Source organism: Piscinibacter sp. HJYY11, from assembly GCF_016735515.1.
Classification (GTDB): Bacteria; Pseudomonadota; Gammaproteobacteria; order Burkholderiales; family Burkholderiaceae_C; genus Rhizobacter.
The window spans coordinates 4479328-4496619 of the sequence record NZ_JAERQZ010000001.1 but is presented as its reverse complement, the minus strand read 5'-3'; the positions used below and the strand labels follow the sequence as shown (position 1 = coordinate 4496619).

13 protein-coding genes are annotated in these 17292 nt (G+C 68.7%); 7 read left to right on the top strand and 6 right to left on the bottom strand.

The annotated features are described in order from the left end of the window. Positions 1-4: 4 nt before the first annotated feature. Together JI745_RS21100 and JI745_RS21095 are read right to left on the bottom strand one after the other, a co-directional pair. Positions 5-784, bottom strand: coding sequence for a DsbC family protein (locus JI745_RS21100; protein ID WP_201811481.1), 780 nt, complete (start codon positions 782-784; stop codon positions 5-7). Positions 785-795: 11 nt separating this feature from the next. Next, positions 796-1914: an FAD-dependent oxidoreductase gene (locus JI745_RS21095; RefSeq protein ID WP_201811479.1), complete on the bottom strand. Its 1119-nt coding sequence runs from the start codon at positions 1912-1914 to the stop codon at positions 796-798. 128 nt (positions 1915-2042) lie between these two features. On the opposite strand from JI745_RS21095, the gene JI745_RS21090 reads away from it, so the two are divergent. Genes JI745_RS21090 through JI745_RS21080 form a run of 3 tightly spaced genes read left to right on the top strand, consistent with a single transcriptional unit; the run spans position 2043 to position 6263 of the window. Beyond that, positions 2043-4484, top strand: a complete 2442-nt coding sequence (locus JI745_RS21090) for an AsmA family protein (RefSeq protein WP_201811477.1) — start codon at positions 2043-2045, stop codon at positions 4482-4484. Further along, positions 4481-5335, top strand: a complete 855-nt coding sequence (locus JI745_RS21085; RefSeq protein WP_201811475.1) for an MOSC domain-containing protein — start codon at positions 4481-4483, stop codon at positions 5333-5335. The genes JI745_RS21090 and JI745_RS21085 overlap by 4 nt, the downstream gene beginning before the upstream one ends. A 10-nt stretch (positions 5336-5345) precedes the next feature. After that, positions 5346-6263 (top strand): DMT family transporter, encoded by a 918-nt coding sequence (locus tag JI745_RS21080; RefSeq protein WP_201811473.1) that lies wholly within the window; start codon positions 5346-5348, stop codon positions 6261-6263. Here JI745_RS21080 and JI745_RS21075 read toward each other — a convergent pair. Next, on the bottom strand, positions 6235-7104 hold the full coding sequence (locus tag JI745_RS21075) for a pirin family protein (protein ID WP_201811471.1): 870 nt from the start codon (positions 7102-7104) through the stop codon (positions 6235-6237). The genes JI745_RS21080 and JI745_RS21075 overlap by 29 nt on opposite strands. An 81-nt stretch (positions 7105-7185) precedes the next feature. Between JI745_RS21075 and JI745_RS21070 the strand changes: the two genes are divergently transcribed. The 4 genes from JI745_RS21070 (at position 7186) to rpoH (ending at position 14593) form a co-directional block, all read left to right on the top strand. Beyond that, a complete protein-coding gene (locus JI745_RS21070; protein ID WP_201811469.1) occupies positions 7186-9057 on the top strand; it encodes an ATP-binding protein in 1872 nt (623 codons plus the stop codon). Positions 9058-9125: 68 nt separating this feature from the next. Beyond that, positions 9126-10220 (top strand): redox-regulated ATPase YchF, encoded by a 1095-nt coding sequence (gene ychF, locus JI745_RS21065; RefSeq protein ID WP_201811467.1) that lies wholly within the window; start codon positions 9126-9128, stop codon positions 10218-10220. Positions 10221-10326: 106 nt separating this feature from the next. Beyond that, positions 10327-13542 (top strand): CHASE domain-containing protein, encoded by a 3216-nt coding sequence (locus JI745_RS21060; protein ID WP_201811465.1) that lies wholly within the window; start codon positions 10327-10329, stop codon positions 13540-13542. Between the two features lie 127 nt (positions 13543-13669). Continuing rightward, positions 13670-14593: an RNA polymerase sigma factor RpoH gene (gene rpoH, locus JI745_RS21055; protein ID WP_201811463.1), complete on the top strand. Its 924-nt coding sequence runs from the start codon at positions 13670-13672 to the stop codon at positions 14591-14593. A gap of 47 nt (positions 14594-14640) precedes the next feature. Here rpoH and JI745_RS21050 read toward each other — a convergent pair whose 3' ends face one another. Genes JI745_RS21050 through JI745_RS21040 form a run of 3 tightly spaced genes read right to left on the bottom strand, consistent with a single transcriptional unit; the run spans position 14641 to position 17292 of the window. Then, positions 14641-15249, bottom strand: coding sequence for an SCO family protein (locus tag JI745_RS21050; protein WP_201811461.1), 609 nt, complete (start codon positions 15247-15249; stop codon positions 14641-14643). Continuing rightward, on the bottom strand, positions 15246-16157 hold the full coding sequence (cyoE, locus tag JI745_RS21045) for a heme o synthase (RefSeq protein WP_201811459.1): 912 nt from the start codon (positions 16155-16157) through the stop codon (positions 15246-15248). The genes JI745_RS21050 and cyoE overlap by 4 nt, the downstream gene beginning before the upstream one ends. A gap of 22 nt (positions 16158-16179) precedes the next feature. Beyond that, positions 16180-17292 carry a heme A synthase gene (locus tag JI745_RS21040; protein WP_201811457.1) on the bottom strand — a complete coding sequence of 371 codons (1113 nt, stop codon included), beginning with the start codon at positions 17290-17292 and terminating at the stop codon, positions 16180-16182.

Below are 17292 nucleotides of genomic sequence, written 5' to 3'. Positions count from 1 at the left end.
GCGATCAGTTGCTCGTCGCAGGCGGGGTGGTGGTGAGGCCGGGCTTGGTGGCCGCAGCGCTCGCGACGAGCTGCTTCTCGAGCCGCTCGGCGTCGATGGCGCCGGGGATGCGCGTGCCGTCGGTGAAGATGATCGCCGGCGTGCCGTTGATGCGGTACTTGCGCGAGAGCTCGAGGTTGCGCTCGATCGGCGTGGAGCAGGTCCCCATGTAGCGCGGCGGCGTCTTGTTTTCGAGCATCCACGACAGCCAGGTCTTGGCCTGGTCTTTCGCGCACCAGATGTTTTCCGACTTCTGCGGCGAGTCGCCGCCGAGCACCGGCAGCAGGAAGGTGTAGACGGTGACGTTCTTGATCTTCTGCAGGTCCTGCTCGAACTTCTTGCAGTAGCCACAGTTCGGGTCGGCGAAGACGGCGATCTTGCGGGCGCCGGTGCCGTTCTTCCAGACGATGGCGTCCTTCAGCGGCAGCTGGTTGAACTCGATCGCGGTGAGCTTGTTGATGCGCGCCTCGGTGAGGCTGGTGCGGGTCTTGGTGTCGATCAGGTGGCCCTGGAGCACGTGGTTGCCGCTCTCGTCGGAATACAGGATCTCGGTGCCGATGCGCACTTCGTAGAGGCCGGGGATCGGCGTCTTGGTCACCTCGTCGATGGGCGGCAGGTTGGGCAGGCGCTCGGGGAGTGTCTTGCGGATGGTGGCTTCGTCGGCGAAGGCGGCGTGCGACAACAGGGTGCCGAGGGCCACCGCGGCGGCGGTGCGGCTGGCGCGGGAAATGAGGGAGGACAACATGGGAGTCTCTTTCAGGAACCCAGCGCACGCGAGGCGAGCCAGCGCTTGAGCGGTGGAAGGTGGTTGACGAGAGTCATGCCTCGGTTGCGGAGTTCCCGCAGCGCCGGCTGCTCATGTGAAAACAAGCGCAACAAGCCATCGGTGAGCTGGCCCATCGCGATCGTGGGCGCCTGGCGCTGCCGCTCGTAGCGGCGCAGCAGGCGCGCATCGCCCAGCTCGCGCCAGGCTTCGCGTTGTGAGATGACGGTGGCGAGCGTGGCCACGTCGGCCAGGCCCAGGTTGAGGCCCTGCCCGGCGAGCGGGTGCACCACGTGGGCAGCGTCGCCGAGCAGCACCCAGCCGGGGCCGCACCAGCTGCGCGCGCGTGCCAGCATCAGCGGCCAGGCTACGCGTTCGCTGGCAAGGTGCAGCGTGCCGCAGGCGCCGCCGGTGGCCTCGTTCAAGGCCTGCTCGAAGGCGGCGGCGTCGAGTGCCATCAACTCCTGCGCACGCGCTTCCGGCATCGACCAGACCAGCGCATGTGACTGACCGGGCTGCGGGGCATCGAAGGGCAGCAGGGCCAGCACATCGGGCTGGCGGAACCACTGCCGCGCGGTGTTCGCGTGCGGCGCGTCCCCGCTCAGGCGCGCGGCGATGGCGGTGTGGCCATAGTCGTGGCGGTCCCATGTCACGCCGAGCGCTTCACGCGTGGCCGAGGCCTTGCCTTCGCAAAGGGCGGTGAGCGAGGCCTCGACCTTCTCGGTCACCTGCGTCACATGGGGCGCATAGCGCACGGCCGCGGCCATCGATTGTTCGAGCACGGGTGCATCGACGATCCACGCGAGCTCGCCGAAGCGCTGCTGCCAGGCCGAGAACTCGAGCAGGCCCGAGGCCGCATCGCCCTCGATGTGCATGTCGTAGACCGGCGTGGCCGCATGCGGGGGCAGCGCGTCCCACACCTTGAGCGACTTCAGCAGCTCGACCGACGCGGCGTTGAGCGCATAGGCCCGCACATCGACACGCGAGGCCTCACCCGACGCAGACGCGGGCTGTGACACCAATGCCACCTGGAAACCCTGGCGCGCCAGCGACAGCGCCAGGCTCTGGCCCACCACACCGGCACCCAGCACGCAGACATCGAAGCGTTTCATGGCGTTTCATTGTAGAGACGCGAATGTGGCAAGGGTCCCAGGGCAGAATCAGTTTCTTCCCCATCTCCCGATGGCTTTTCCGAGGCTACGGGACTTTTCCCACGATCCCCACAAGGGACGAGACCTGCATGACTTCTTCCTGGATGCGCAAGCTGCTGATCGGCGCAGGCGTGTTCGTGCTGCTGATCGCAGCCGTGCTGACCTACCTTGTCGCCACTTTCGACCCCAACGCCTACAAGGGCTTGGCCGTCGACTGGATGAAAACCCATCGCCAGCGCACGCTGGCGATCGACGGCCCGATCAAGCTCGCGGTGTTTCCGCGGCTGGCGGTGCAGGTCTCGGGCGTCACGCTGTCCGAGAAGAATCGGCCCGATGAATTCCTGAAGCTGGACGAGGCCGCGCTGTCGGTCGCCGTGCTGCCGCTCTTGCGCCAGCAGGTGGTGGTCGACAGCGTGCGGGCCAAGGGCCTGCGCGTGGTCTACCGGCGCGACGCGAAAGGCGGCTCCAACGTCGACGACTTCATGCAGGGCGAGCCCAAGACCGAGCCTGCGGAAAAAAGCAGCTCGCCGCTGCGCTTCGACGTGAGCAGCATCCAGCTCGACGACCTGCAATTGAGCCTGCGCGACGAGCAGGGCAAGCTCGCCGGCGACATCGCGCTTGCCTCGGTGAGCACCGGGCGTCTGGCCGATGGGGTCGAGTCGCCCGTCAAGCTCAAGGCCCGGCTGGCGCTCACCGCGCCTGTGGTGCAAGGCGAACTCGACGGCAGCACGCAGCTCAAGCTCGAGCTCGCCAACAAGGGCGTGACGCTGAACGACATGTCGCTGGCCTGGAAGGGCAAGCTGCCCGGCGCCGAGACGGTCGACGCCACGCTGCGCGGCGCGATCGCCTTCGACACCGCCAACGGCACGCTGCGCGCCGAGAAGATCGAGCTCGCCGGTGATGCGGGGCTCGGCACGCTGCGGCTCGTCAAGTCGTCGCTGGCCGTCGAGGCCTTCGCCTTCGACCCGAGCGGCCAGGCGCTGCAGCTCGGCAAGCTCCGCATCAAGCTCGGCGGCACCAGCAGCGGCCACCCGATGAACCTCAACCTCGACTGGCCTGAGCTGGTCGTCAAGCGCGACTCCTTGACGGGCAGCCCCTTGAGCGGCCAGCTGAGCCTGGCCGGGCCGACCTCCATCGATGCCAGCTTCAAGACGGCCGCGCCGAGTGGCAACTTCGAGCGCATCGTGGTGCCCAGTGTCGAGAGCACGCTGAAGGGCCGCAGCGGCCCGCGCAACGTCGAAGGCACCGTGCGCGCCACGCTGCTGCTGCAGCCGTCCAAGGGTGCCGTGGCGCTCGAAGGCCTCAACACCCAGTTGCAACTGCACGAGCCTTCGCTGCAGCCGCTGGCCCTCACGCTGCAAGGCACGGCCGACGCCTCGGCACAGGTGGCGAACTGGGCGCTCAAGGGCCAGATCAACGGCAACCCGTACACGAGCGAAGGCAAGGCCATCCTCGCGACCACGCCGACGACGCTCAACGTGGCGGCGCGCTTCGAGTCTCTCGACCTCAACCGCCTGCTGCCGCCATCGTCCACCGCAACGCCTGCGTCGGGCCCGTCGTCCGGCAGCGGCACGGCGGCCGACACGCCGGTCGACCTCTCGGCCCTGCGTTCCGTGCAAGGCAAGTTCGACGTGAAGATCGGTCAGTTCGCCTACCAGACCTACCGCATCGCCGACGTGGTGTTCGCCGCCACGATCGAAGGCGGCATGCTGCGCGTGGGCCAGCTGAGCGGCAAGGCCTGGGGCGGCAGCTTCGTCGCCAACGCCTTCGCCGATGCACGGGCCAGCCGCCTCGCGGTGGCAGGCAGCGCGAATGGCGTCAACGTCAATGCGCTCCTGAAAGACGTGGCGCAGAAAGACGTCCTCGAAGGCACGGGCCGCGTGGTGCTCGACGTCGACAGCGCCGGCCGCAGCGTCAACGAACTCAAGTCGCGCCTGCAGGGCAAGGCCGCGCTGCAGCTGCGCGACGGCGCGATCAAGGGCGTGAACCTCGCCAAGAGCCTGCGCCAGGCCAAGGCCACGCTGGGCCTCAAGGGTGGCGACGAGGTGCAGAAGGCAAGCCGCACCGAGAAGACCGACTTCTCCGAGCTCAGTGCCACGTTCGCGATCAGCGAAGGTGTGGCGCGCAGCAACGACCTCGACATGAAGAGCCCCTTCCTGCGCCTGGGCGGCGATGGCCTGCTCGACATCGGCAAGAGCCGCATCGACTACACCGCGCGTGCCACGGTCGCCTCCACCTCCAAGGGGCAGGACGGCGCCGACCTCGCCGCGCTCAAGGGCCTCACGATTCCGGTGCACCTCACCGGGCCGTTCGATGCGATGGACTGGCGCATCCGCTGGTCGGCCATCGCCGCGCAGGCGCTCAAGACCGAAGTGGGCAGCAAGCTCGAGCAGCAGGCCAAGGACCGCCTGCGCGACAAGCTCGGTCTGCCCGGTGCGGCGAGCCCGGCCAGTGGTGCCGCGAGCGGCCAGCGCCTGGAAGACGCCGCCAAGGACAAACTCAAGGACAAGCTGAAGGGGATCTTCAAGTGAGCGACCTGAACGTGGCGATCTCGGCGCTGTATGTGCACCCGATCAAGAGCTGCGCCGGCATCGGCGTGCGCGACGCGCTGCTGATCGAGACCGGGCTGGAATTCGACCGGGCCTGGATGGTGGTCGACACGCAAGGCCGCTTCATCACACAGCGCGAGCTGCCCCGCATGGCGCTCATCGTGCCCACACTCAAGCACAGTGAGCTGGTGCTGCGGGCGCCCGGCATGCTGGCGCTGCACCTCGCGCTCGATGCGGTGGAAGCGCCGACGCGCGTCACCGTCTGGAAAGACGAGGTCGCCGCCTACGACATGGGCGACCTGGCCGCGCAGTGGTTCAGCGATTTCCTCGGCCAGAAATGCCGCCTGGCCCGCTTCGACCCCGAGCAGAAGCGGCTGTCGAACAAGCAGTGGACTGGTGACCTCGACGCCGAGAACGCCTTCAGCGACGGCTACCCGGTGCTCGTGAGCTCCGACGCCTCGCTCGCCGACCTGAACGAACGCCTCGTCAAGCGCGGCGCCGCGCCCGTCGAGATGAACCGCTTCCGGCCCAACATCGTGCTGTCGGGGCTCGACGCCTTCGGCGAGGACCACCTCGACGAGATCCGCTTCGACACGCCCGAAGGCGAGGTGGTGCTCAAGCTCGTGAAGCCCTGCTCGCGCTGCACCATCCCGAGCGTCGACCCGGCCACCGGCGTGCAAGGCCACGAGCCGGGCGACACGCTGAGCACCTTCCGGGCCGACGCGCGGCTCGATGGCGCGATCACCTTCGCGATGAACGCGGTGATCGTCAAGGGCATCGAGTGCGGGCTGCGTGTGGGGCAGGCGGGGACGGCGAGCTACCGCTTCGACTGAGCGCTGCCGCATGCAGCGCCTGCCGGTCTCCGTTCTCTTCACCGTGTGCGTGCTCGTCTGGAGCACGACCTGGTACGCCATCACCTTCCAGATCGGAGGCAGCACCCCGGAGCTCGGCGTGGCCTTGCGCTTCATGCTGGCGGGGGCGTGCGTGCTCGCATGGCGCGCGGCGCGAGGCGAAACCCTGCGCTTCAACGGCCGTGCGCACCTGTGGTTTGCCCTGCAGGGTGTGTTTCTCTACGGCGTGTCGTACATCTGCGTGTACCACGCCGAGCGCTACCTGCCCTCGGGCGTGGTGGCCGTCGGCTACTCGGCCTCGCCACTGGCGGGCGGCATCGGCGCGGCATGGTTCTTCGGCACGCCGCTCACGAGACGCTTCATCCTCGGCGCCGTCCTGGGCCTGGCGGGCGTCGCCCTCATCTTCTGGCCCGAATTCGGCAAGACCCACGTCGGCGGCAACACCATGCTCGGCGTGGTGTTCACCGCCGGCTCGGTGTTCCTGTCGACCATCGGCAGCCTGCTCGCCAGCCGCAACGGCGCACGGGGCCTGTCGATGTGGCCGAGCCTCGGCTTCGGCATGCTCTATGGCGGCGCGGCGGTGCTGCTGATCGCGCTGCTGAGCGGCCAGGCGTTCGCCCTGCCCAGCACCGCCTCATGGTGGATTGCATTGCTCTACCTGGCACTTGCCGGCTCGGTGCTGTCGTTCGCGTGCTACCTGACGCTGCTCGAGCGCCTGGGCGCTGGCCCGGCCGGCACCATCGGCGTGATGACGCCCATCCTCGCGCTGGTGATCTCGACGCTCTTCGAGGGCTACCGGCCCGACGCACTCGCCGGCGTGGGCGTGCTGCTGGCGGTGGCCGGCAACGTGCTCATCCTGCGCAAGCCGGCCACGCCTTCGGTCAGGGCCGCTTCTCGGGCAGCGGAATGAATTCGGTCTCGCCGGGCACCTTCGGAAAGCGCTGAGCGGCCCAGTCGTCGGCGGCCTGCACGATGCGCTCCTTTCGGCTGGAGACGAAGTTCCACCACATGTGGCGGTGGCCGAGCGGCTCGCCGCCGACCATCACCACCCGCGCCGCTTGCGGGGCGCTGAGCGTGGGGGTCACGCCTTCGGGCAACACCACCATCGTGGCCGCCGGCACCGGCTGGCCGTCGAGCTCGACACCCTGGTCGATGGCGTAGAGCGCGCGTTCACGGGCCGCCGCCGGCAGCGGCAGCGAGGCACCGGCGCGCAGCTGCAGGTCGACATACAGCGTGGGCGACAAGGTCGGCACCGGCGAGCGCAGGCCGAAAGCCTCGCCGATCATCACGCGCACGCTCACGCCGGGCAGCTCGGTCGACGGGATGTCCGACGCCGGCGTGTGCGAGAACGAGGGCTCGTCTTCCTCGCGCTCCGCGGGAACGGCGCACCACAGCTGCAGGCCATGGCTGCGACGGTCCACCGTGCGCAGGTCGTCGGGCGTGCGCTCCGAATGCACGATGCCGCGCCCGGCGGTCATCCAGTTGATGGCGCCGGGCTCGATGCGCTGCACGACGCCGGTGCTGTCGCGGTGCATCATCGCGCCCTCGAAGAGGTAGGTCACGGTCGCGAGGCCGATGTGCGGATGGGGCCGCACGTCGTGGTTGTCGCTCGGGTGGGCGGTGATCGGACCGAAGTGGTCGAAAAACAGGAAGGGGCCCACCGCCTGGCGCTGGGCGGCGGGCAACACGCGGCGCACGGTGAAGCCACCACCCAGGTCTTTGGTGTGAGGGCGGAGCTGGAGCAGGTCCATCGGGATTCCTCGTGATCTTGTATCCAAAGGGCAGGTGGCCTCGATAATAGGCCGCACCACCTGCCCTTTGCTGTGCCCGCCATGCGCAAGGACCCGCACCAGGCTTCCAACTCCCCCGCTGCGAGACCTGGCACGCCCAACATCACGCTGGTGGCACGTGGCACGGCGCTGTGGCTCTTCATCCTCATCGCGGCCAGCGTCTTGCTGGTGTGGTGGACCGAGACCGCCCTCGGCCAGATCGCCCACCAGGACCGCTACGCCTACCCCCTGATCATCGTGTGCCTGCTGGGCCTCGCCGCGCTGGTGCACTGGCGTGGCCGCTACCTGGTGCTCGCGCAAGGCCTGGGCTCGCTCATGCTGAGCCTCTACTTCATCGGCAGCGTGAGCTACATGCTGCTGGTGGCGCAGAACTTCAACACCTACGCCGCTGCGTCGATGTCGTACTGGCTGGTGGGTGTGCACCTGCTGGTCTATGCGACCTGGCCGCTGTGGCGCGCGTTGTTCCTGTGCCTCACGGTCCTCACGCTCACTTCGCTGCCGGCGGTCGTCGTGCACCTGCGCGACGGCAACCCGCCGGAGTGGAACAACACCATCTGGCCGCTGGTGGTGAACGGCTTCTTCGCGCAGCTCTTCGTGATCGGCGCACTCTTCGGCATCGCACGCCAGCTGCGCAAGCTGTCGGTGCTGGCGCCACCGGTCGACTCCAATGTCGACGACCCGACGAGCCAGCCGCTCACTGTCGACGACGTGGTGACCCGCCGCATGCGCGACCTCGAGTCGGCGCGCGACCAGGCCGAGCAGGCCTCGCAGGCCAAGTCGCGCTTCCTTGCGGTGATGAGCCACGAGCTGCGCACGCCGCTGCACGGGGTGCTCGGCGCGGCCGACCTGCTGCGCGATCCCTCGCTCGCCGAGCCCAACCGGCGCGAGCTGGTGGAGACGGTCCGCCGCGGCGGCACGCACCTGCTGCATCTGATCAACGACGTGCTCGACCTCTCGCGCATCGAGGCCGGGCGGCTGGAGCTGCTCAACGAGCCCTTCGAGCTGCGCGCCTGCATCGGGCGTGTGCTGGAGACCATCGAACCGCAGGCCTCGGCCAAGTCATTGCAGTGCCGCGTGGCGGTGGAAGACAGCGTGCCGGCCTGGCTGCGGGGCGACGAGTTCCGCCTCAAGCAGATCCTCATCAACCTGCTCGGCAATGCGGTGAAGTTCACCGACACCGGGCACGTGAGCCTCGCGCTGCGCTACGAGCCGATCGTCAAGCAGGTGCACATCCACATCGAAGACACCGGCATCGGCATCGAGCGCTCGCACCAGCCGCTGGTGTTCGACGCCTTCCACCAGGCCGACAGCGGCGACACCCGCCGCCATGCCGGCAGCGGCCTGGGGCTCGCCATCACGCGGCAGCTCGTCGGGCTGATGCACGGCACCCTGGCCTTGCAGAGCGAGCCGGGCATCGGAACGCGCGTCACGCTGCGGTTGCCGCTGCCGCCCACCGAAACGCCCAACCTGCCGCCGGTCGTGAACTCGGCGCTGGCCCCGCTGTCGGGTGGCCTCGCCGGGCTGCGCGTGCTGCTGGTGGACGACGACGCCGTCAACACCATGATCGCCACGCAGATGCTGGAGACGGCCTCCATCGAGGTCCACACCGCCAGCTCGGGCGTGGAAGCGCTCAACCAGCTCACCCGCGGCGGCTTCGACCTGGTGCTGATGGACTGGCGCATGCCCGACATGGACGGCCTGGAAGCCACCCGCCGCCTGCGCGCCGGCGAAGCGGGCGAAGCCGCACGCCAGCTGCCGGTGGTGGGGCTCACCGCCAACGCCTACGCCGAAGACCGCGCCGCCTGCCTGGAGGCGGGCATGGACGAGGTGCTGGTGAAGCCGGTCGGCCGCATGCGCCTCCTGCAGACGGTGCAGCAGGCGCTGGAAGCCCGGGCTGCGGCGGCCCACCACTAGCCCGGAACTAAAATCCCGCCCCTGCCCCGCGCTCCTCGCGCGGCGCCCCACTTTTCGCCCTGCACACCATGAGCCTCAAATGCGGCATCGTGGGCCTGCCCAACGTCGGCAAGTCCACCCTCTTCAATGCGCTGACCAAAGCCGGCATTGCGGCCGAGAACTACCCCTTCTGCACCATCGAGCCCAACGTGGGCGTGGTGGAGCTGCCCGACCCGCGCCTGCAGAAGCTGGCCGAGATCGTGAAGCCCGAGCGCATCGTGCCGGCGATCGTCGAGTTCGTCGACATCGCGGGCCTGGTGGCCGGCGCGTCCAAGGGCGAAGGCCTCGGCAACCAGTTCCTCGCGCACATCCGCGAGACCGATGCCATCGTCAACGTGGTGCGCTGCTTCGACGACGAGAACGTGATCCACGTGGCCGGCAAGGTCGACCCGATCGCCGACATCGAGGTCATCCAGACCGAGCTCTGCCTGGCCGACCTCGGCACGGTGGAAAAGACGCTGCAGCGCTCGCTGAAGGCCGCCAAGTCGGGCAACGACAAGGAAGCCGCCAAGCTCGTGGCGGTGCTGCAGAAGTGCCAGGCCGCGCTCGACGAAGCCAAGCCGGTGCGCAGCATCGCCTTCAGCAAGGAAGAGCTGGTGGTGCTGAAGCCGCTGTGCCTCATCACCGCCAAGCCGGCCATGTTCGTCGGCAACGTCGACGAGCACGGCTTCGAGAACAACCCCTACCTCGACCGCCTGCGCACCTACGCCGAGAGCCAGAAGGCGCCGGTGGTGGCCATCTGCGCCAAGACCGAGGCCGAGATGGCCGAGATGAGCGATGAAGACAAGGAGATCTTCCTCGCCGACATGGGCCAGAGCGAGCCGGGCCTGAACCGGCTGATCCGCGCCGCCTTCAGCCTGCTGGGCCTGCAGACCTACTTCACCGCCGGCGTGAAGGAAGTGCGTGCCTGGACCATCCACATCGGCGACACCGCCCCGCAGGCCGCCGGCGTGATCCACACCGATTTCGAGCGCGGCTTCATCCGCGCCCAGACGATCGGGTATGACGACTTCGTCGCCTACAAGGGCGAACAGGGGGCCAAGGACGCCGGCAAGATGCGCGCCGAAGGCAAGGAATACGTCGTCAAGGATGGCGACGTGATGAACTTCCTGTTCAACGTCTGACCCGCCCGTTTGGCCGCAAATCCGGGCGGTTGGCACCCTCGCTTGCCGCATGCCGGCGCGGGGCTCTGGGTGGTAGGCTCGGCCGCAACCGTGACCTGCGGCCTTCATGCGCCGCACCCCCCACGCCAGTGAACGCCCGATGACGCCTGCAGCGCCTTTTCGACCAACGCCCCACTGGCCGCTCGCGCTGGTCGGCACGGCGCTGGCCTATGGCATCGCGGGCTGGATGGCGCTGTGGCTGGCCATTCCGCCGGGCTACGCCTCCCCCCTGTACCCCGCCGCCGGCATTGCGCTCGCGAGCGTCCTGACCTTCGGCTGGCGCATGCTGGCCGGCGTGGCGCTGGGCTCGCTGTCCATCAACATGCTGATGGCCTTGCAGCATGGCGAGGCGACGCTCGGCCCCTTGGTCCTCGCGCCGCTGTGCATGGCGCTCGGCGCCACGCTGCAGGCGTGGGTGGGCGCCTTGCTGGTGAGGCGCTTCGCCAGCCATCCGCTCACCCTGAGCGAGCCGCACGACATCCTCGTCTTCTTCGGGCTGGGCGCCGTGGCCTCCTGCACCGTGAGCGCGACCGTTGGCGTGCTCACGATGTACCTCTTCCTCGGGCACCCGGCCGACACCCTCTGGTTCACCTGGTGCGTGTGGGCCTCGGGTGACACGCTCGGTGTGCTGATCGGCGCGCCGGCCGTGCTCACGCTCATCGGCCAGCCGCGCAGCGAATGGGTGTCGCGGCGCTGGACCGTCGGCTTCACGCTCGTCGTGGCCACCGTGTTGACCGCCCTCGGTGTGAAGCAGATCGCCCGCTGGGCCGACGCCCGCATGCTGGCGAGCTTCGAGCGCGACGCGGTGCATGCGTCGTCGAGCCTGGCGGCCCGGATGCAGTATCCGCTGCATGCGCTGGAGGCGATCCGTGGCGTCTTCCTCGCCTCCGACAGCGTGACGCGCGATGAGATGCGCCGCGCGACCATGGCCTGGCTCACGCCCGGGTCGCAGTTGCAAGCCATGGGCTGGGCCGAGCTGATGATGAGGCCCGAAGCGGCTGCCTACGAGGCGCAGGTGCGGGCCACCGACTTCCCGGCGTTCACCGTCTTCGACCGCAAGGACAGCGGCTCGATCGCCGACGACCGGCTCGCGGTCATGCGCTACATCGAGCCCTACGAGGTCAACGCGGGCGCCCTCGGCGTCAACATCCGCTCGATCCCCGAAGCGCGCGCAGCCGTCGACGCCGCCGTGCGCACCGACAGCCCGGCCGCCACCGCCGGCTTCCGTGCCACGCAGAACCTGGGCGACGAAACCATCGTCGTCATCTACCAGGCCCTGTACCGCGGGCTGCCCACGACCGTGAGCGAGCGCACCAGCGCCGCGCGTGGCATCGTCTTCGTCACCTTGCGCATGGATGCGGCGCTCGCGTCGTTCCGCTCCAGCCTGCCGCACTACCTGAAGGTCTGCATCGTCGACACCGACCCCGTCGCCACGCGCCGCCGCCTGGCCGGCCCCGCCGGTTGCGAAACGGTGCAGAACGACCTGCTGCATGTGCGGCCGCTGGCTTTCGCCGGGCGACAGTGGGACCTGCGCATCTCGGCCCTGCGCAGCGAGATGCCCGACTTGCGCGAGCTCGATGCACTGCTCTTCTCGCTGGTCGGCCTGCTCGCCACCGCGATGCTGGGCGCCCTGCTGCTCACCGTGACCGGCCGCACCCGCCGCATCGAGGCCGCGGTGCAGGACCGCACCGCCGCCTTGCAGCGCGAGATCGCCGAGCGCGAGCGCACCGAGGTCGACCTGCGCGAGAGCGAGCAGCGCTTCCGCAACATCCTCAACAACGTGCCCATCGGCGTGGTCTACACCGACCTTCAGGGCCATGTTCAGCAGGTCAACCCCCGCTTCTGCGAGCTCACGGGCTACAGCGCCGACGAGCTGATGGGCATGGACCTGGCCACGCTCACCCACCCCGAAGACCGGCCGCAGCACATCGAGCTCTCAGCGCAGCTGGTGCGTGGCGACATCCCCATGTACCGCCGCCAGGCCCGCTACCTCACGCGCGACAGGCGCATGGTGTGGGCCCAGTCGGTGGGCACGCTGCTGCGCGACGCGCAGGGCGCGCCCTACCGCATCGTCGGCGTGGTGGAAGACATCACCGAGCACCTGCGGCTCGCCGAGGCGGAGCGCGCTCGAGAGATCGCCGAGGCGGCCAACCTGGCCAAGAGCGAGTTCCTTTCGCGCATGAGCCACGAGCTGCGCACGCCGCTCAACGCGATGCTGGGCTTTGCGCAGCTGCTCGAGCTCGACCAGAACCACCCGCTGCCCGCGGCGCAGCGGCCCTGGGTGGCGCAGATCCAGGGCGCCGGCTGGCACCTGCTGGACATGATCAACGACGTGCTGGACCTGTCGCGCATCGAGTCGGGCACGCTCAACCTGCAGCCCGACCGGCTGGACCTGCGCGAGGTCATCGCGAGCGCCCTGCCGCTCGTCGAGCAGGACGCCCGGCGCCGCAACATCCAGGTCACGCAAGACGTGCCGGACGACGCCGCACGTGTCATCGGCGACAGCACCCGCGTCAAGCAGATCCTGATCAACCTGCTGTCCAACGCCGTCAAGTACAACAGCGACGGCGGCCGCATCCACATCACGGCGCGCTGCGTCCAGATCGACGTGATCGAGATCGTGGTGTCCGACACCGGGCTCGGCATGACGTCGCAGCAGCTCGAGCAGCTCTTCCAGCCCTTCAACCGCCTGGGCCGCGAACGCTCGGGCATGGAAGGCACGGGCATCGGGCTCGTCATCAGCCAGCGCCTGGCCGAGCTGATGGGGGGTGCGCTGCGGGCCCGCAGTATGGCCGGCGCCGGCTCGTCGTTCATACTGACCCTGCCCCGTGCCGACCGGCCCGACACCGCGCCGGGGCCGCTCGATGCCTTGAACGAAGGCTCCACCACCTACCACCAGCGGCGCGTGCACTACGTCGAAGACAACGAGACCAACGTCGAGGTGATGCGCGGCATCCTGCTGCGCCGGCCGCAGGTGCACTTCAGCGTCTCCGTCACGGGCCTGGATGGCCTGGCGGCCATCCGCACCCAGCGGCCGGACCTGGTGCTGCTCGACATGCACCTGCCCGACATCGACGGGCTGGAGTTGCTGCGCCATCTGAAGTCAGATGCCTCCACGGCGGAAATTCCCGTGGTGGTGGTCTCGGCCGACGCCCTGGCCTCGCAGATCGAGGGGGCGATGCAGGCGGGGGCCTTCCACTACCTCACCAAGCCGGTCAGCGTGGCCGAGTTGCTGTCGGTGGTCGATTCGGTGCTGGAAGGGGCTGAGACCAGATTTGGCTAGCACGGACTTGGACCATTAGAAGAGTATTCACTCACATACAGCCATGCAATCGCCGCGATCAGCACTCTCAATCATCGAGTGCTAATATCTGCGGAACGAACTCCACTGGAGGGTGTCTGAGATGTCCATGAACGCTTCCACCGCATCTGCTCTGACCGTCCGGGACCCGTGGTCGCTGGTGCCGTCGCTCGGCAACCTCGACGCGTACATCTCGGCCGTGAACCGCATCCCCCTGCTCACGCAGGAGGAAGAACACACCCACGCCCGCAAGCTGCGCGAGCACGGTGACGTCGAGTCCGCCGGGAAGCTGGTGCTCTCGCACCTGCGCCTGGTGGTGTCGATCTCGCGCCAGTACCTCGGCTATGGACTGCCCCACGGGGACCTGATCCAGGAAGGCAACGTCGGCCTGATGAAAGCCGTCAAGCGCTTCGACCCCGACCAGGGCGTGCGCCTGGTGAGCTACGCCATGCATTGGATCAAGGCCGAGATCCACGAGTACATCCTGCGCAACTGGCGCATGGTGAAGGTGGCCACGACCAAGGCCCAGCGCAAGCTGTTCTTCAACCTGCGCTCGATGAAGCAGAGCCTGAAGGAAGAGTCGGTCGACGGCGCCACCCACCGCAGCACCCTGACGCAGGGCGAGGCGGACACGGTGGCCGAGCGCCTGAACGTGAAGCGCGAGGAAGTGCTGGAGATGGAAACCCGCATGTCCGGCGGCGACGTGGCGCTGGAGCCGCAGTCCGACGACGGGGAAGAAAGCTATGCGCCCATCGCCTACCTCGCCGACGACAGCACCGAACCCACGCGCGTGATCGAGAGCCACCGCCGCGACTGGCTGGCCAGCGACGGCATTGCCCAGGCGCTCGACGCGCTCGACGCTCGCAGCCGCCGCATCGTCGAGGAGCGCTGGCTCAAGGTCAACGACGACAGCTCCGGCGGCATGACGCTGCACGACCTGGCGAGCGAATACGGCGTCAGCGCCGAGCGCATCCGCCAGATCGAAGTGGCGGCGATGAAGAAGATGCGCAAGGCGCTGGCACAAGACGCCTGAGCGTCCGAAGCCCATGCAAAACGGCCCCTCGGGGCCGTTTTTATTTGTCACGCGTTGTGGAGCAGGGCCTTGATGTCGGCCGTCAGGTTGGCAGTGCCGTCCTTGTCGCCATATCGGGTGAAGAGCCTCAGCCGGCCCGTGGCGTCGAAGATGTACGAGCCGGCGGTGTGGTCCATCGTGTAGCTGCCTTCGGCCTTGCCGGGCACCTTCGAGTAGTACACGCGGAAATCCTTCGCGGCGGCCGCTGTCTGCTCGGGCGTGCCGCGCAGCGCGATGAAGCTCGGGTCGAAGCCCTGCATGTAGGCCTTGAGGCGCTCGGGCGTGTCGCGCTCGGGGTCGACGGAGATGAAGACGCCCTGCACCTTGTCGCCGTCGGCTCCCAGGGCCTTCTTGACCTGCGCCAGCTCGGCCATCGTCGTGGGGCACACGTCGGGGCATTGGGTGTAGCCGAAGAACACGACCGTCACCTTGCCCTTGAAGTCGGCCAGGGTGCGGGTCTTGCCGTCCTGGTCGGGCAGCGAGAGCGCCTTGCCATAGTCGGCGCCGGTGATGTCGATGGCCTTGAAACTGGGCTTGCCGCCGGCGAGCTTGTCGCAGCCGGCCAGCAGAGCGCCTGATGCAAGGGCGGCGAGGAGGGTGAGTCGACGGGTGGTCACAGCAGCGGGGCCAGGTAGTGGTCGAGCAGCAAGGCCGCGAACAGCAGCGACAGGTGCACGATCGAGAATCGGAAGGTGCTGCGGGCGAGCGCATCGGAGTAGTTGCGCCACAGCCGCCATGCATAGCCGATGAAACCGGCGCCGAGCAGCACGGCCGACACCAGGTAGACCACGCCGCTCATGCCGAAGACGAAGGGCAAAAGCGTCGCGGCGAAGAGCACGAAGGTGTAGAGCAGCACCTGCAGCCGCGTGAACTCGTTGCCGTGGGTCACGGGCAGCATCGGCAGGCCGGCCCGCCGGTAGTCTTCGACGCGGTAGAGGGCGAGCGCCCAGAAGTGCGGCGGCGTCCACAGGAAGATGATGAGGCACAGCATCAGCGCCTCGGGGCCTACGTCGCCTCGCATCGCGGCCCAGCCGAGCACCGGCGGCATCGCGCCCGACGCGCCGCCGATCACGATGTTCTGCGGGGTCAGCGGCTTCAGCACCACGGTGTAGATCACGGCGTAGCCCACGAAGGTGGCGAAGGTCAGCCACATGGTCAGCGGGTTGACCAGCCAGTACAGCAGCGCGCTGCCAATGGCGCACAACACAGCCGAGAAGACGAGCGCCTGCGTGTTCGTGAGTTCGCCCTTGGCGGTGGGGCGCCAGGCGGTACGGGCCATCTTGGCGTCGATGTGCTGCTCGACCAGGCAGTTGAACGCGGCCGCGGCCGCCGCCACCAGCCAAATGCCGGCGGTGGCCGGCAGCACCAGGCGCCAGTCGGGCACCCCCGGCACGGCCAGCAGCATGCCGATCACGGCACAGAAGACGATGAGCTGCACCACGCGCGGCTTGGTCAGCGCGTAGAACTGGCGGGCCACCGACAGGTGCGAGGCGGCGGGTGCGGGGGGGCTGAGGGTTTCGGGCATGGCAGGCGGGGAATCGGCGATTTTACGAGGCGAGCCCCGCCTGACGGGCGCGCACCACCACCACCGATATCACGGTGATGAGCACCGCGGCGCCCGTGGTGTGGGCCAGCGCGGCGACGAGCGGCCAGCCGAGCACCACGTTGCTCAGGCCGCTCAGGAACTGCCACGCCGCCAGCGCCAGCAAGGCGACGGCAAAACGGCGGTGGGCCGGGCCACCGGCCTGGCGCAGGCCCCATGACACGAGCAACATCAGCGTCAGCACGATGAAGGCGCCCACACGGTGCGTGACGTGGATCGCCGTGAGCGCTGCAAACGGCAGGTAGCCGCCGGACTTGCCGGCGCCGAGCTCGCGCGCGATGGTGAAGCCGTGCTCGAAATCCATGGCCGGCCACCACTCGCCCTGGCAGGTGGGGAAATCACGGCACGCGAGCACCGCGTAATTCGTGCTGACCCAGCCCCCGAGCGCGATCTGCACCACGGTCAGCAGCGCCAGCGCCCAGACGCCGCCATGCAGCGCGCGCGACAAGGCCAGCGGCTTGCGCTCGTAGGCCTCGCCCTGCACCGCGAGCAGCACCAGCAGGCCCATGCCGCCCAGCAGGTGCAGCGTGACGATGGCGGGATACAGCTTCATGGTCACCGTGAGCGCACCGAATGCCCCCTGCAGGCAGACCCACACCAGCGTCACCGTGGCCCACCACGGCGACAGGGCCGCATCGCCACGCCGGTGCGCGCGCCAGCTGCCGATCGCCAGCGCGATGATGAGCACGCCCACACCCGTGGCGAGGTAGCGGTGCACCATCTCCACCCAGGCCTTGCCGTGCGTGACCGGGCCGGTGGGCATCGCGGTCTGGGCGGCCTGGATGTCGGCATGCGCGCCGAGCGGACTCGCGGCCCCATAGCACCCTGGCCAATCGGGGCAGCCGAGGCCTGAGTCGGTAAGGCGCGTGAAGGCGCCGAAGACCACCAGGTCGAAGGTGAGGAAGAGCGTGAGCCAGGTCAAGGCGCGCAGGCGCACCGCGGGAGGGTCATGCCGATGCCGCCACCAGTTCCACAGCAGCGGCCCGCCCCCGAGCAGCAGGCCCACCAGGGCCAGCCAGAGCACGGGAGAGAAGTTGTAGAGGGTCGGCGTGGCCAC